The 16,883-nt window shown below is 31.1% G+C and carries 15 protein-coding genes; 8 read left to right on the forward strand and 7 right to left on the reverse strand.

Features of this window, described 5'->3' with window-relative positions:
* Positions 1 to 73: 73 nt before the first annotated feature.
* The 7 genes from Q0684_RS06325 to nirB form a co-directional block, all read right to left on the reverse strand.
* Entirely contained in the window at positions 74 to 1,012 is a 939-nt protein-coding gene (locus Q0684_RS06325; RefSeq protein WP_299013942.1) for a YihY/virulence factor BrkB family protein, read from the reverse strand.
* Between the two features lie 58 nt (positions 1,013 to 1,070).
* A complete protein-coding gene (locus Q0684_RS06330; RefSeq protein WP_299013945.1) occupies positions 1,071 to 1,640 on the reverse strand; it encodes a pentapeptide repeat-containing protein in 570 nt (189 codons plus the stop codon).
* 73 nt (positions 1,641 to 1,713) lie between these two features.
* Positions 1,714 to 2,571 (reverse strand): carboxylating nicotinate-nucleotide diphosphorylase, encoded by an 858-nt coding sequence (gene nadC, locus Q0684_RS06335; RefSeq protein ID WP_299013948.1) that lies wholly within the window; start codon positions 2,569 to 2,571, stop codon positions 1,714 to 1,716.
* 135 nt (positions 2,572 to 2,706) lie between these two features.
* The gene (locus Q0684_RS06340) at positions 2,707 to 4,518 is read right to left on the reverse strand and encodes an ATP-binding protein (RefSeq protein WP_299013951.1); all 1,812 of its coding nucleotides are present in this window, start codon (positions 4,516 to 4,518) and stop codon (positions 2,707 to 2,709) included.
* 15 nt (positions 4,519 to 4,533) lie between these two features.
* Complete coding sequence (locus Q0684_RS06345; protein ID WP_299014365.1) at positions 4,534 to 5,118, reverse strand: DUF4202 domain-containing protein; 585 nt, start codon at positions 5,116 to 5,118, stop codon at positions 4,534 to 4,536.
* 27 nt (positions 5,119 to 5,145) lie between these two features.
* A complete protein-coding gene (gene nirD / locus Q0684_RS06350) occupies positions 5,146 to 5,523 on the reverse strand; it encodes a nitrite reductase small subunit NirD (RefSeq protein ID WP_299013954.1) in 378 nt (125 codons plus the stop codon).
* 364 nt (positions 5,524 to 5,887) lie between these two features.
* Positions 5,888 to 8,401: a nitrite reductase large subunit NirB gene (gene nirB, locus Q0684_RS06355; protein WP_299013957.1), complete on the reverse strand. Its 2,514-nt coding sequence runs from the start codon at positions 8,399 to 8,401 to the stop codon at positions 5,888 to 5,890.
* A gap of 139 nt (positions 8,402 to 8,540) precedes the next feature.
* Between nirB and cobA the strand changes: the two genes are divergently transcribed.
* The 8 genes from cobA to Q0684_RS06395 all read left to right on the forward strand — a co-directional run bounded on the left by cobA (position 8,541) and on the right by Q0684_RS06395 (position 16,784).
* The gene (cobA, locus tag Q0684_RS06360; RefSeq protein ID WP_299013960.1) at positions 8,541 to 9,314 is read left to right on the forward strand and encodes a uroporphyrinogen-III C-methyltransferase; all 774 of its coding nucleotides are present in this window, start codon (positions 8,541 to 8,543) and stop codon (positions 9,312 to 9,314) included.
* Positions 9,315 to 9,344: 30 nt separating this feature from the next.
* A complete protein-coding gene (locus tag Q0684_RS06365) occupies positions 9,345 to 10,061 on the forward strand; it encodes a Crp/Fnr family transcriptional regulator (protein ID WP_299013963.1) in 717 nt (238 codons plus the stop codon).
* Positions 10,062 to 10,284: 223 nt separating this feature from the next.
* A complete protein-coding gene (locus Q0684_RS06370) occupies positions 10,285 to 11,670 on the forward strand; it encodes a CmpA/NrtA family ABC transporter substrate-binding protein (protein ID WP_299013968.1) in 1,386 nt (461 codons plus the stop codon).
* A gap of 26 nt (positions 11,671 to 11,696) precedes the next feature.
* A complete protein-coding gene (locus tag Q0684_RS06375) occupies positions 11,697 to 12,803 on the forward strand; it encodes an ABC transporter permease (RefSeq protein ID WP_299013972.1) in 1,107 nt (368 codons plus the stop codon).
* Between the two features lie 104 nt (positions 12,804 to 12,907).
* Complete coding sequence (locus tag Q0684_RS06380) at positions 12,908 to 13,756, forward strand: ABC transporter ATP-binding protein (protein WP_299013975.1); 849 nt, start codon at positions 12,908 to 12,910, stop codon at positions 13,754 to 13,756.
* Positions 13,757 to 13,834: 78 nt separating this feature from the next.
* Entirely contained in the window at positions 13,835 to 14,593 is a 759-nt protein-coding gene (locus Q0684_RS06385; protein ID WP_299014368.1) for an ABC transporter ATP-binding protein, read from the forward strand.
* 119 nt (positions 14,594 to 14,712) lie between these two features.
* The gene (locus Q0684_RS06390) at positions 14,713 to 16,008 is read left to right on the forward strand and encodes an alginate export family protein (RefSeq protein ID WP_299013977.1); all 1,296 of its coding nucleotides are present in this window, start codon (positions 14,713 to 14,715) and stop codon (positions 16,006 to 16,008) included.
* A 113-nt stretch (positions 16,009 to 16,121) separates the two neighbouring features.
* On the forward strand, positions 16,122 to 16,784 hold the full coding sequence (locus Q0684_RS06395; protein ID WP_299013980.1) for a response regulator transcription factor: 663 nt from the start codon (positions 16,122 to 16,124) through the stop codon (positions 16,782 to 16,784).
* The last annotated feature ends 99 nt before the right edge of the window (positions 16,785 to 16,883 follow it).

Below are 16,883 nucleotides of genomic sequence, written 5' to 3' on the forward strand. Positions count from 1 at the left end.
AACTAAACACTTAAAATTCAATACTCACAATTATCAATTGCGGATGCAAATATCGTTAAAAAAGTTAGAAATATTAAGGAGTTTCAGCGGTTTTATTTCGTTGTCTTAAACTATAAATAGATGCATTTAACTCAAAACCCAACAACAAAATTATTGCATTTAACCAAACAAATAGCATTAAGATTAAAAGTGTACCAATAGAACCGTACAATTGATTGTATTGTGCAAATTTAAGCACATAAATACCAAACAAATAAAAAGAACATAAAGATAAAAACGTGGTTAAAACAGCACCTGCAGAAAAAAACCGAATTTCTTTTACTTGCTTTGTTCCATATCTAAAAAGTAAAGATACGATGGTGAAAATCATCAATAAAAAAAGTAAACCTCTACCGTAATAAAACAAGTTTAAATCTGAAGTGTTTAACCAACCAATTTCATCAATTTTTGATAATGCAACTTGATAAATTATTACTAAAATTACGGTAACTATTAAAAAAAGTGAAGTTAATAAGGATACGCCTAAAGATACAAAGTACGACTTAAAAACGCTTCTGAACTCAGTTACATGATAGGAATATTCAAATCCGCCAAAAATAGCATTGATACCGTTTGTCATTAAAAAAATAGACAATAAAAAACCAAAAGAAAGCAAGCCTCCATATTGATTGTTTACAATATCATTAATAACCAGATTTACGGCATCAAAAGTTTGTGGTGGTAAAATATCTTTTATAAAAGAGAACAAACCTTCTTGAAAACCATCTATAGGAATGTAAGGGATAAGCGTTAAAATAAATAATAAAAACGGAAAAACCGCCATAAAAAAACTAAATGCAATGCCACCAGCTCTTGAAGTTAAGGCGCCTTTTACAATACCAATAAAATAAAGTTCTAAAATATCATATAAAGACATACCCAGCAAACCCGGAACTTTTATTTGCTTTCCAAATTTTACGAGCAACCCAATAACTGGAATTTTCTCTAGTTTGTCTTTTATTTCTTTACTCATTCCCTATTGTCCTTTTGGACATTTCCCAAAAAGGGAAAACTATTTTAATTAAAATTTTTTATTCAATTATAATCTTATATTCTAATAAGAGTCCTTTCACATTTTCTTTATTAAATTTAGCGCTTTTTAATTTGTTTTCTGAAGGATTGATATTAAAATTGAAACTGGTTCTAAAATCCACTTTTTCCAAATTTGTACTTTCAAATATAGCCAATTTTAAATCTGAATTATCAAAAATACTGTTTGATAAATTGGTTTCTGTAAAATCTACTTCCTGTAAATTACAATACTTAAAGTTGGTATTTGGCATTTTTAATTGGTAGAATGAGGAAAAATTCAATTGACATTCTTTAAAATGAATTTGCAATAAAAAAGGATCTACTTCATTAAACTTTACGCCTATCATTTTACAATGTATAAAGTTTACGTCTCTAAAAGCGGTATTTTTTACAATTGTATTGCTAAAATTACACTCTATAAATTCACATTCTACAAATTGAATATTAGATGCATGAATACCTTCAAAATTACAATTTGTAAAGGTACAATTATCATATTCGCCTTTATTGATTTTTGTTTTTGTAAAATCAATTTTAGAATATTCTTCACTATCAAAATAATCGTTCATACTACTGTAATTAATGTGCAAGCAGGAATCTATTTTTACATTTCTATTTTATGTTTTGGCAGGAATAACAAGTTTAAAAAGCTTTTAAACTTAAATCTAAATTATAAACAGAATGTGTTAATGCGCCAGAAGAAATATAATCTACACCACATTCTGCATAATTTCTAATGGTTTTTTCGTTAATTCCGCCAGAAGATTCTGTTAAACAAGTATCGCCAATTAAAGCTACTGCTGTTTTGGTATCCTTATAATTAAAATTATCTATTAAAATTCTATACACACCAGGAACTGATAAAATTTCTTTGATTTCTGCTAAACTTCTAGCTTCAACAATAATCTTAATATCTAATCCTTTTTCAGCTAAATATTTTTTGGTTTTTGTAATGGCTTGCGTAATTCCTCCAGCAAAATCTATATGGTTGTCTTTAATCATAACCATGTCATACAAAGCAAACCTATGGTTTACACCACCACCAATTTTTACTGCCCATTTTTCTAAAGCTCTAATACCTGGTGTGGTTTTTCTAGTATCTAAGATTTTGGTTGATGTACCTTCTAATAAACTTACAAAAAAAGCAGTTTTTGTAGCAATAGCACTCATTCTCTGCATTGCATTTAATACCAAACGTTCTGCCATTAATATGGATTGTGATTTACCTGAAACATGAAACACAATATCTCCAAATTTTACTTTTTCTCCATCATTTATAAAAGTTTCAACCTCTAAATCTGCATCAACATACTTAAAAACTTGTTTTGCAAATGATACTCCTGCAATAATACCATCGTCTTTTACTAATAATTTAGCTTTACCCATTGCTGTTGCAGGTATACAAGATAATGAAGTATGATCTCCATCACCCACATCTTCTCTAATGGCATTTTTAATAATTAAATCTAATTCGTTTTGAAATTGTGCTTCCTTTATCATAAAGTATATATTCTGTTGTAAAAATAACAATGATTTTGAAAATTAGGAGATAATTGCATAAATTATAAATAGAAATCTATTTTTATTAACGAGAGAAGTATTTCTTTCGAATAAAAATGCAAGAATAAAAACTGTTTATAGCGATAAGTTAATTACAACTCGGGTGCCACTGTCTTTTTCTGAATTCATAAACAAACGCCCATTTATATAACTAATGCGTTCTTTCATAAATAAAAGCCCCATTCCCTTATCTGAGTTGGAAGACTTCATATTTTCTTCATTAAAACCTAATCCATCATCTTCTATGGTAATACTTAACATTTTTTCTGTATGCTTTATTACCACCAAAATATAATTAGATTCTGCATATTTAATAGCGTTATTTATAGCTTCTTGGGTTATTCTGTACAAATTAGTTTCTACCAAAGAATCTAAACGTTTTTCAAAATTAGTTTTATTGGTAAATAAAATATTTTTACCTGTTAATTTAGCCAATTGAATAGTTAATTTTTGTAACGCAGGCGCAAATCCATAATCAGTTAATTCTGGTGGCGTTAAATTAAAGGTGGCCATTCTAACACCTTGAATAATTTGTTTGGTTAACTGCTTTAAATTATTGATTTTGTTTGCTGAATTTGCCAAACTTTCTGTATTAATAGACTCTACTGTAAATTTTAAGGCAGTTAACATTTGCCCAATTCCATCATGAATATCTTTTGCTATTCTTTTTCTTTCTTCTTCTTGTGCATCTATAATTTTACTAGAAAGTACTTTCTGTGCTTCAATTTCTTGGTTGTATTTTTGACTAGAAACCTCATTTAAAGTAGCTTCATTTAATTTTCTTTTAGAAATATTAGAACAAAGAATTAATATTTTCTTTTCTACACCAACACTTTTAATAGGTATTATAGACATTTCTAACCAAAGATTGTCTCCTGTATTTGAAGTTACCTCAACTTCACCTTCCCAATTATTTTTACGATGTCTTATTAAATTTTTCAGGTAAATTTGCTGTCCTTGGTCTGTAGTTAGTAATTCTTCTACAGCGCCTTGTACTGTGTTTTGTGAGAGCCCCATTAAGTTTTGAAACTTTTTACTCATGTATAGAGCATTACCTTCTGTATTTGTACTTACAAATAAAGCAGCATTGTCTATAGCATAATTTAACTCTTGTAATTCTTGTAAAGAGGCTTCTTTCTCATTATACATTACCTGTAATGCCAATGCTTTGTCTTGTGCTTCAATTTTTGAAGTAGATAATTGTTTAATAATATCTCTAATTTTGAAAGAAATTGGCCTAAATAAAAATAAGATTTCTAACGCTAATATTAACAACGAAATGATTAATAAAGCACGCTCTAAAAATTTTAATTTATTAACTTTAGCCTTACTTATTTCATCATATTTAAAAACAATGGCATTCATTTTTGATAAAAAATCACTTTCGTTTTTTAAAATAATATTGATGCTGCTTTCCAGGTCATTTTTATTAATAGTATCTCTATTTTTTGAAATAATAAGTAAACGCTCTATTGCCTTATGCATTGGCAAAAAATGAGCATCTAAATCTCTAAACATTTTTAAAATTACAATATTCGTCTCTTTAGGTAAACCTAAATCTGTATTTCCTTGTTGTAAATTTTTATGAGAGTTTACCCAAAGTTTATGGGTGTTTGAGAGTGTTTTTAAAAGTATTTCTTTTTGAGTAGCGTTTACACTGTTTTTAAATTGCAGCGCTTCTTTAGTTAGTTTTTGACTTAACATTCTTTGACGACCAGCAATATTAACTACTCTAGAATCGTTAATTTGAGTGCTAATATGGTCTTGAATTAAAAACTGAGCAATTACAATAGAAAGCGCAACAGCCAAAAAGGCTAGAAGGTATAAACGCCTTAATTTATTAAAAATTTTGGCATCTAAATTATTATGTTGTTCTGCTTTACTCATAGTTGTAATTAAAAACTATGCCAATGCTTTAGAAATTAAGGTGGCCTCTTCTTGCGAAAAATTAAGTTTTAATGCAGCCTCGTGTCCTTTTTTAGACATTTTACCCCAAGTTTTTTGTAAAATATCTATGAGTTTTTCTTCTGTATATTTTTTTGAGAATTTAGAAAAGTAATGTTCTAGAAAAACCAAACAAATTACATCTTCTAACAACTGCGTTTCTACATTCTTTTTTAGTTGTTTTTTTTGCAATAAAAATTTTACATTATCAATAATAGCTTTATCGTAACCTACTTCTGTTAAAATTTCTGAAGCTTTTTCTGCATGAAATTTATACAAATATCTTCGCCATTTTAAATACCCAACTTTATTCATTTCGTAAGAATCTCTAGGAATTTCCCACCTGCAAATGTGTTGGCAACGTGCAGCTAACTTTACAGATTCTGATGCATTAGGCTCAAAATCTTCTAGCGTTTTACTCATTCTAATGCCGTAAAGTAATTCTTTAGGATGTTCTTTATCTTGCCAAAGTTCTTTATTTGGGTCTTTAGAATTTGCGTAATCTATGAGTTCTATAGCCTTATTAAATTTATCTTTCAAAATTGTAAAGTTTTTTAATTGACTTCAAATTTATTCAGAAAATCCAACATACACACTATTATCTTCAATTTTTACAGGATAAGTTGCTATTGCCTCTAATTCTCCATTTAAATTTTCGCCATTTTCTAAAGAAAATGTTTTTTTATGTAAAGGACAAGCTACTTTTGGGATTCCTTTATCATCACCAATCATACCTCTACTTAAAACCATTTCTAGTTTATGCGGACAAAGGTTTTGACAAGCGTACCATTTATTTTCTCTTGCAAAATTAAAAACCGCTATTTGTTTATTTTTATACTTTACACAAGCACCACCATCTTTTGGAAAATCTGTTACAGATGCTGCTTTAAACCAAACTGTTACATCTTCTATTTTTGTGGTTTTGTATTGTTGTAATATTTCTTGCATTTTATATTTGCTTTTAGCTTTTAGCTTTTGGCTATTGGCGATTATATTTTATAATTGTGTCGTTTAGTTTTATTATTTCTACTATTTGGTTGAAATCTTATTGACACGTTATTTTTTACCTCTATTTTTTTATCTAACGAAACTTGCGTTAGGGATTGAAGCCCTTCGTCTACGCTCAGGACAGGCTCATGTTTGAGCTCTCCCGCTTTTTTTTGCGGGAAGCGAGTGCTGAAATCCCGTTAAAACCTGCCTGCGATAGGCAGGCGCACAAAAAAATATTCTATTAAATATACCTACTACAATTTTAAAACAGTAAGGGATATTTTTTAAACTGAAAACTGCTACTGATTGCTGTTAACTATTTTTATTGCCAAGGTTCTGGCATTTTTTGTTCTCTTAATGGTACAAAAACTAAATTATCGTCTTCGTCTTCGCTATTTACAAAATGGTTGAAACGTTTCATTACTTCAGGATCATTTATGGCTTGCGTCCACTCACACTCAAACTTGTTTACTAAAGTTTGCATTTCTTCTTCTAAATCTGCAGCAATGCCTAATGAATCTTGCACAATTACTTCTTTTAAATAGGCTAAACCACCTTCTAAACGATCTTGCCATGCAGCTGTTCTTTGCAATGGTTTTGCTGTACGCATGTAAAACATTAAATATCTATCTAAGTATTTTACTACAGTTTCATTGTCTATTTGTTCTGCTAATAGTTCTGCATGACGTGGTGTTGCACCTCCATTTCCTCCAACATATAAATTCCAACCACCTTCTACAGCAATTAACCCAAAATCTTTACCACGTGCCTCTGCACATTCTCTAATACAACCAGAAACGCCACCTTTAATTTTGTGCGGTGCACGAATACCTCTGTATCTGTTTTCTAATTCGATACCAAAACTTATGGCTTCATCCATACCATATCTACACCAAGTAGAACCTACACAAGTTTTTACAGTACGTAAAGATTTTCCGTAAGCATGACCACTCTCAAAACCTGCATCTACTAATTCTCGCCAAATATGTGGTAGTTGATTTAAGGTTGCACCAAATAAATCGATACGCACACCACCTGTAATTTTAGTATATAAATCGTATTTTTTGGCAACTTCACCTAGCACAATTAATTTGTCTGGTGTAATTTCTCCACCAGGAACTCTAGGCACCACAGAATAGGTTCCGTTTCTTTGAATATTTGCTAAAAAACGATCGTTAGAATCTTGAATTGCATATTCTTTATTAGCAGTATCTGCATTAATAGTTGCCATTAAAGAGGCAATTAAAGGTTTACACAATTCGCAACCATGACCACCATTTCCATGATTGTCTAATACTTCATTAAAAGTAGTATACCCTTTTACCTGTATAATTTTATATAAATCTTGTCTGTTATAATCAAAATGCTCACAAACGGATTCTTTTACTGTTATACCTAAAGATTTTAAAGTGGCGTTGGTTAAATCTGCAACCATTGGTTTACAACCACCACAACCTGTACCTGCTTTTGTAAGACTAACAACACCAGCTACATCTGTTGCTTGGCCAGTTTCTATAGCATTACATATTTGCCCTTTTGTTACACTTTCACAAGAACATACTTGTGCTTCATCTGGTAAATCTGTTACGTCTCCTAAAGATGCAGCACCGTCTGTTGCAGGCAAAATTAATTCTGCCGGATTTTCTGGAATTTTCATTCCGTTTAAGAAAATTTGATGCAACATACTATAATCAGAAGCATCACCAACCATAATTCCTCCTAACAGCGATTTTCCTTCTTTATCTACAATAATACTTTTGTAAATGCCTTCATAACCGTTTTCGTAAACAATTTCTACGCCATTATTTTCATTTAAAGCATCTCCAAAACTAGCAACGTCTATACCACTAAGTTTTAATTTGGTAGACATATCTATTGCTGAAGGCATTACAACCTCTTTATCTTCTAAAATTTGTGCCACTGCAACTTCTGCCATATCATAACCAGGAGCTACTAAACCGTAAATCATGCCATTTAATAAGGCACATTCACCAATGGCAAATATATTTGGGTCAGACGTTCGCATATCATTAGTTACTAATATTCCGCCTCTTGTACCTACTTCTAAATTACAAGTTTTAGCCAATTCGTCTCTTGGTCTAATACCTGCAGAAACCAAAAGCATATCAAAAGGAGTAGTATCTTCTTCAGAAAACTGCATTCCTGTCATTTTTCCATTTCCTGCAATCTGTTGTGTAGCTTTATTTAATAGAATCTCTATCCCTAATGCTTCTAATTTTGTTTGTAATGATTTACTAGCATCTGTATTTAATTGTCTTGGCATTAATCTTGGTGCAAATTCTACAACCGAAGTTTTCAACCCCATATCTACTAAAGCTTTTGCTGCTTCTAAACCCAAAAGACCACCACCTAAAATTGCAGCCTTCTTTTGTGTACCTTCTTCTTTTAATTTTGCTACGTAGTTTATAGTAGCGTCTAAATCTTCTATAGTTCTGTATACAAAAACACCTTCTTTTTCTATTCCTTTAATAGGAGGCACAAAAGCAGATGAACCTGTGGCTAAAACAATATAATCGTAATTGTACTTTTTATCGTCTGCTGTAGTTATGGTTTTAGATTTTCTGCTGATATCTGTAACTCTAGCATTGGTAATTAACTCAACTTTATTTTCTTCGTACCAAGAACGTGGCGCCATTTCTAAGGCTTTCGCATCTTTATTTTCAAAATATTCACTTAAATGAACTCTATCATAAGCGGGTCTTGGTTCTTCACCAAAAACAGTAATCGAAAAGTTTTTACTTGCTTCTTGGGCTACAAATTTTTCACAAAATTTATACCCTACCATTCCGTTACCAATAACTATTATTTTTTTCATCTGAGTACACTTATTTATAAACTTGAAACAAAAATACGTATTAATACGTAAAAAAACAGAGTAAAACTTAGATTATTTATTTAAAACTACGTATTTTTGTCAAAAACCTAATAATATTAGGGTGTAAATATCAATAGCCATGAAAAATAATAGAAAAACTTATAAAGTGACATTAGTTGGTGCAGGACCAGGAGCTATAGATTTAATAACGGTAAAAGGTTTAAACGCTATTAAAAGTGCTGATATTATTTTTTACGATGCGCTTGTAAATAAAGCGCTTTTAAAAAATGCAAAACCAAACACCACTCTTATATACGTAGGTAAACGATTTAATAATCATCGTTTTTCTCAAACTGAAATTAATGCTTTATTAGCAGAATACGCGTTTAAACATAACAATGTGGTACGTTTAAAAGGTGGTGACCCATTTGTGTTTGGTAGAGGATCTGAAGAAGTAGATTACTTAGAAAATTGCGGTGTAGAAGTTGAAATTATACCAGGAATTAGCAGCGCATTAGCAGTGCCTACAAATCAAGGAATTCCACTTACCAAAAGAGGTGTAAATGAGAGTTTTTGGGTAATTACAGGTACAACTTCTAACGGACAAATTTCTAAAGATATTATTCATGGTGCAAGATCTTCTGCTACTTTAGTTGTCTTAATGGGATTGCGTAATTTTGAGACAATAATTAGCGAAGTACTAAAACATAGATCTAAAAACACTCCTTTTGCCATTATTCAAAATGGAACGCTAAAAAACGAAACCATTTGTATTGAAACATTAGAGAATCACAAAAACGCATTATCTCAAATAGATTACAAAGCACCCGGTATTATTGTTATTGGTGATGTTGTTGCAGAACACCATGCATTTTTAGAAGAGGAAATTCAACGTGTTTTAGAAATGTATTAAACATTTAATTAGAAGTAAAACAATAAAACTATGCCAATTAATCCCATACCATGTACTTCTTGTGAAAACACAAATTGTTTAGTTTACAAACACATTAAAACGAAAGGCTTCGAAAAATTTATTACTGAAAAAAACACATTTTCTTGTAAAAAAGGACAACAATTCGTTATGGAAGGTGCCCCAACTAATGGTTTGTTTTTTATACAAAGTGGTAAAGCAAAAGTATTAAAAACTGGTATTTATGGTAAAGAACAAATTTTACGATTTGTTACCGATGGCGAAGTTATAGGTCATAGAGGCTTTGGTATAAGACAAAAATATTCTATAGGTGCACTAGCATTAGAAGATACCACACTTTGCAACTTTTCCGATAAAACTTTAAAGGAAATGCTGATTCAAATACCTGAATTAACTTATGATTTTATGCTATTTTATGCGGAAGAACTCAGTAAATCTGAAGACAAAGTAAAAACATTAGCGCAAATGACCGTTCGTGAAAAAGTAATAGATAGCTTACTCTACATTAACAGAAAATTTGGTACAAATAAAAAAGGACACTTAAACCTAATACTTAGTAGAAAAGAAATTGCAGATTTTGCTGGTACCACAGATGAACAAGTAACTAGAACCTTTTCCAACTTAAAAAAGGAGGGCTACATCTCAACAAGTGGTAAAAGAATCGCTATTCAAAACATTACAGCGTTAAAAAAAGAAATTGCTGAACATAATTATTACCTAGCTAGTTAATTCCTAGCTATTATTTCCCCCGATGATGGAGGTACTTAGGTTTTCTAAGTACCTTTTTTAGTTTAAAAATGAGGTACTTACCATAAAAACCTGCTATAAACCATATTATTAACTGATTAAAAATAGATGAAAATCGATTGTTTTGCATGTTTCATTCTTAAATACTGATATATATTTGTCAAAAAATAAGTACTAATACGTAGATTAAAAAACTTAACAAGAAATGAAATCTCTATTCAAAAAATCAACTTTAGTTTTATCAGCAGCAGCATTACTATTTGCATGTGGTGGTAAAACAACAAAAAAAGAAACGACTACAGCAGCTGTAGCAACTTCAAAAACAAAACAATTAGATATTGAAAAACCACAATTAACGTTTGGGTTTATCAAGTTAACAGATATGGCGCCTTTGGCTATTGCTAAAGAAAAAGGATTTTTCGAAGATGAAGGGTTATTTGTTTCTGTAGAAGCTCAATCTAACTGGAAAAATGTTTTAGATAGAGTTATAGATGGTCAATTAGACGGCTCACATATGTTAGCTGGTCAGCCAATTGCTGCTGGCGCAGGTTTTGGTAGACAAGCAAAATTGATAACTGCTTTTTCTATGGATTTAAACGGAAATGGAATAACCGTTTCTAACGATGTTTGGTCTAAAATGAAACCAAATGTACCAAAAGATGACAGTGGTAAAACAATACACCCCATTAAAGCAGACGCTTTAAAACCTGTAATTACAGAATATAAAAATGCTGGTAAAGCCTTTAAAATGGGAATGGTTTTTCCTGTATCTACTCACAATTACGAAATTAGATATTGGTTAGCATCAGCTGGAATTCACCCAGGAATGTATACCAAAGAAAACGTACAAGGACAAATTGATGCAGAGGTTTTACTATCTGTAACACCTCCACCACAAATGCCAGCTACTTTAGAAGCTGGAACTATTTTTGGATATTGTGTAGGTGAACCTTGGAATCAGCAAGCAGTCTTTAAAGGAATTGGTGTACCAGTAGTTACCAATTATGATATCTGGAAAAATAACCCAGAGAAAGTATTTGTAATGACAGAAAAGTTTGTAAAAGAAAATCCAAACACGGCAATTGCAGTTACTAAAGCCTTAATTAGAGCTGGTAAATGGTTAGACAAACCAGAAAACAGAAAAGAAGCAGTAGAAATTTTATCAATGTCTCAATACGTTGGTGCACCAGTAGAAGTTTTAGCAAATTCTATGACAGGTACTTTCGAATTTGAGAAAGGAGATAAAAGAGAAATGGAAGACTTTAATGTATTCTATAAGTACAATGCAACTTATCCTTTTTATTCTGATGGTATTTGGTTTTTAACTCAAATGAGAAGATGGGGACAAATTCCTGACGCAAAACCTGCAGATTGGTATGCATCAACCATTAAAGATATTTACAGACCAGATATTTGGAAAAAAGCAGCTGCTTTATTAGTTGAAGAAGGTAATATTCCTGCTTCAGATGTACCAACAACAGATGGTTATAAGCCAGCTACAGCAGATTTTATAGACGGAACAACTTATGATGCAAAAGACCCAATTGGTTACATCAACAGTTTTAAAATAGGAAACAAAGATAAAAAGTAATTTATATACACATTAGATTTAAAATTATGAAAGCAAGTTTAACACTAGGAAAAGTAACTGATTTTTTAGGCTTGGGATTTTTTACAACTTTAAAAGATTTATTTACCGGGAAATTAGAAAAAGAAGATTTTAAAGATTTCTTGCGCAAGTCCGTAGTTCCACTTGCTTCCATACTTTTATTTGTGGGTTTATGGCATTTAGGTGCAAAATCTTTGTATAATACAGAGGCAGATTTTAAAATAGCGAAAGCATTAAAAGATCAAGGTCAAGCAGCAGCAGATGCTTTAACGGCTTGTATTGCTTCTGGAGAATCTAGTTGTCAACCTAATACATTACCTTCTCCTGCTCAAGTTTGGGAATCTTTTCAATCTTTATTAAGAGATCACAATATTATTAGCGCAGACAAAGCTGCTTTTGCAGAAAAAACAGCAACGTTAAACGCAAAAAGAGTTGCAGCAGGAAAAGATGCTATTGTATATACAGGAAGACCTTCTTTTGTAGATCAAATTTTTAGAAGTTTACAAACAGTTTTTGCAGGTTTTTTATTAGCCTTATTAATTGCTGTGCCATTAGGTATTTTTATTGGACTAAGTCCTACTTTAAAAAGTTCTTTCAATTGGTTTATTCAAATCTTTAAACCAGTATCTCCAGTAGTTTGGTATTTACTAGTTTTTATGATTGTAAAGACAATTTTAATTGGCTCTACCAATGATAGTTCTTTTACCATTTCTTTTATTAGTGTTGGTTTGTGTTCTATGTGGGCAACTTTAGTAAATACTGCAATGGGTGTTTCTTCTGTAGATAAAGATTACATTAATGTTGCCAAGGTTTTAAAACTAGGTACATTTCAAAAAATATTTAAAGTAGTATTACCTTCTTCTTTACCTTTAATTTTTACAGGTTTAAAAATTACATTATCAGTTGCTTGGATGGTTTTAATTGCTATTGAACTTTTAGCACAAAGTCCTGGTTTAGGATTATTTGTTTGGGAAGAATTCCAAAATGGCGCAAACGATTCTAATGCTAAAATTATTGTAGCCATGTTTGCCATTGGTATTATTGGTTTTCTACTAGACAGAATTATGCTAAGTATTCAAAACTGGGTATCTTTTGATAAAACAGACGCGATTTAAAACGTGTAATTGTTTAACTGTTTAATCGTTAAAGCGATAATACAGTACCTAAGAAACTAAAACAGTTACACAATTTAACAATTACACACTTACACATCAAAAAAATGGCATATTTAGAATTAAATAATATTTATAAAACCTACGGACAAGGTGACAATGAAACTGAGGTTTTATCGAACATCAACCTTAAGATTGAAGAAGGGGAATTTGTGGCTATTGTAGGCTTTACAGGAAGTGGAAAAACAACTTTGGTAAACTTAATTAATGGTTTAATTCAGCCAACAAGTGGCGAAGTTTTATTTAAAGGAGAACCTGTTATTGGCACTAGTCATGAACGCGGTGTAATTTTTCAAAACTACTCTCTTTTGCCTTGGTTAACTGTAGGTCAAAACGTTTTTATGGCAGTAAAAGAGGCTTTTCCAAAGAAAAGTAAATCTGAATTAAACGAAATTGTTAAGAATTACGTAGAAATGGTAAGTTTAACGCCTGCCATTAACAAAAGACCAAAAGAATTATCTGGTGGTATGCGTCAAAGAGTTGCTGTTGCAAGAGCTTTAGCCATGAAACCAGAAATGATTATTATGGATGAGCCTTTAGGTGCCTTAGATGCTTTAACTCGTGGAAATTTGCAAGATGAAATTTTAAATATCTGGGGTAAAGACAAGCGTACAGCTTTATTAATTACAAATGATGTAGATGAAGGCATTTACATGGCAGATAGAATTATCCCTTTACGCCCAGGACCAAAAGCTACTTTAGGGCCAGAATTTAAAATTGATTTAGAGCGCCCAAGAGATAAAACAGAAATGAATGACAACGCTAATTTTAAAGAAACCAGAAATGCCATTATAGAGTATTTAATGGATATTGGAAATGAGCGTAAATCTGAAGCAAAGGAAGCATATGTGCTACCAGAATTAACACCAAAAGATTTTGTAAACCAATTTAGATAAAACAAGATGAGCATTATAACAGAAAATTCAATTATTAAAGAGGTTTTAAAAACAACAAGTTTTGCATCTAAAGATGTAATGTTAGATTTAAAAGATTTAAAAAAAGTATACCCAACACCAAAGGGAGATTATGTTGTTTTAGAAAATTTAAATCTTCAGATTAAAAAAGAGGAATTTGTAACCATTATTGGTCATTCTGGTTGTGGTAAAACAACTATGCTTTCTATGATTGCTGGTTTAAATTCAATTTCTGGTGGAAATATCTCTGTTTTAGGAAAACATATTAAAGGACCAGGACCAGATAGAGGTGTTATTTTTCAATCGCCTAGTTTAATGCCTTGGATGACTTCTTTACAAAATGTATTATTAGGTGTTAATCAGGTTTTTCCTCATGCTAGCAAAGCACAACGTAATGATATTGCAAAATATTATTTACAAAAAGTAGGTTTAGAAGATGCTTTTCATAAAAAAGCGAGTGAATTATCTCAAGGAATGCAACAAAGAGTTGGTATTGCAAGAGCATTTGCTATTAAACCAAAAGTACTTTTATTAGACGAACCTTTTGGAATGTTAGATTCTTTAACAAGAGGAGAATTACAAGATATCTTAATCGAAATCTGGAATAAAGAAAAAATTACTGCAGTTATGATTACTCATGATGTTGATGAAGCTATCTTTTTAGCAGACAGAGTGGTAATGATGACTAGTGGACCAAAAGCAAAAATTGGAGATGTTTTAGACATCAACTTTAAAAGACCAAGAACCAGAAAATCTGTCTTAGAACATGATGATTATTACGCTTACAGAAAACATTTAATTGACTTTTTAGAGCACTAATCATTTAAAAACAACAAAAAAATTAAAAAAGATAATTGAGTATATGGATATTAAAATTCCGTAGGCTTAAGACATCTAAAATCAAAAATTAAACAATCAAATTACTTAAAACAAAAAAAATGAAAAAACAGTACTTAATTTTAACACTAATGTTAGCATGTTTTCAACTTACAACAGCACAATTTACATTAGACGGAGAATTTAGACCAAGAACGGAATATAGAAACGGTTTTCAGACGCTAATACCAGATGGCGCAGATGCTGGTTTTGCGGTTAACACAAGAGTAAGATTAAATGCAGGATATCAAACAGATAACTTTAAGGTTTATTTAAGCATACAAGATTTATTAGTTTGGGGAGAAAATCCACAGATTATACCAGTAGATGCAAACAACTCTTTTGCAGTATTTCAAGCTTGGGCCAACTTAAAATTAACAGATAATTCTGGTATTAAATTAGGTCGCCAAGTTTTATCTTATGATGACCAACGTTTCTTTGGTGGATTAGATTGGGCACAACAAGGTAGAAATCATGATTTGGCTTTGTATCAATATCGTAAAAATGACTTTATCTTAGACTTAGGTGTAGCTTTTAATCAAGATTTAGACGGTTTAGGTGGGCCTTTATTTGGTTTTCAAAATGTAGGTACAGCATACCCTGCCAACAACCCTTTTCAATATAAAAGCATGCAACATTTGTATGCAAAACAAACTTGGAAAGGATTTAACGCTAGTCTTTTATTAGTAAACTACGGACATCAAAACTTTGATGCAAATGGAGATGCAGATGGTGTAAATAGTTTATTTACGGCAGGTACTCATTTAAATTATACAAAAGGGAAGTTAGGTTTAGCCGGAAACGCTTTTTTACAAACAGGTACCTTCTTTAATGGAAGTACAGATGTTGGTGGTGCATATCTTTTGGGCTTAGAAGCTACTTACAAAGCAACCGCAAAAGTAAGTTTTGGAGCAGGTGTAGAATTAATTAGTGGAGACGACGCAAGTACTACAGACCAAACAGAAGCATTTTTACCAACTTTTGGTACCAACCATAAGTTTAATGGTTTTATGGATTATTTTTATGTTGGAAATCATGTTAATACTATTGGTTTAGTAGATATTCACGCTAGTGCTAACTTTAAATTAAGTAAAACTTCTAGCTTAATGGTTAAAGCATTAAATTTTAGTGGAGATCAAGCATTACCAAGTGGGGAAAGATCTTTAGGTACAGAAATAGATTTAGTTTATGCAAAGAAATTTAAAGGTTACGCTTTAAAAATAGGATATTCTCAAATGTTTGCATCAGATGGAATGTATGAGTTAAAAGGAATAACAGAGGCAGCTGCAAAAGAAACCCAAAACTGGGCTTGGGCAATGTTAATTCTAAAACCAAAATTCTTAACAGGTAGCAAATAATAACATATTTGTTTGTTCATGATGAAGCCCGAAGAATCTTTTTTCTTCGGGTTTTGTTTTTTTTACTTTATTTAGAATTACGTAACTTTGATTTTATTTGATAATTTTTTAGCATGGCAATTAGAGTTTTATTAGCAGATGACCACAGTATTGTTAGAGATGGTATAAAATACCTTTTAGAAGAAGAAAAAGATATAAAAATAATTGGCGAAGCCTCTAATGGCCAAGAAGCCCTAGAGTTTATAAACAATAACGAACTAGATGTATTAATTATAGATGTAAGAATGCCAAAAATGAATGGTATTGAAGCTGTTGGCGTTTTAAACGAAAAACCAAATACAGTAAAATCAATTGTGCTTTCTATGCACGATTCTGAAGAATATATTTTAAAATCTATAGAGGCTGGTGCAAGTGGATATCTACTAAAAGATACCGACAAAAAAGAATTTATAAAAGCCATACATACTGTTTACAAAGGAGATAAATATTTTAGTGGAGATATTTCTAACATAATTGTGGCTAACCTACTTAAAAAATCCACTGAAACTAAAACACCTGCAACAGAAACAGCGACTCCTAGTAATTTTGGTTTAACAAAAAAAGAAAAGCAAATTTTACCTTTAATTTTATCTGGTAAAACAAATGCTGAAATTTCAGAAATATTACAAAATAGCAAACGTACAATCGAAACGCACCGTTTTAATATGATGAAAAAAATGAATGTTAAAAATTTAATAGAGCTTTCTGCTAAAGCCGCTGAACTCCAGCTTAATTAAATATACCGCTACCCTACCTTATTTAGCACCAATCTTAAAAATGTTGTTTTTTCTTTATAATACAAGATAAAACTACCATTTTCATAAAATTAGACCTAA

It is taken from the genome of uncultured Polaribacter sp. (assembly GCF_947503875.1).
In the GTDB taxonomy this organism is placed as follows: domain Bacteria; phylum Bacteroidota; class Bacteroidia; order Flavobacteriales; family Flavobacteriaceae; genus Polaribacter.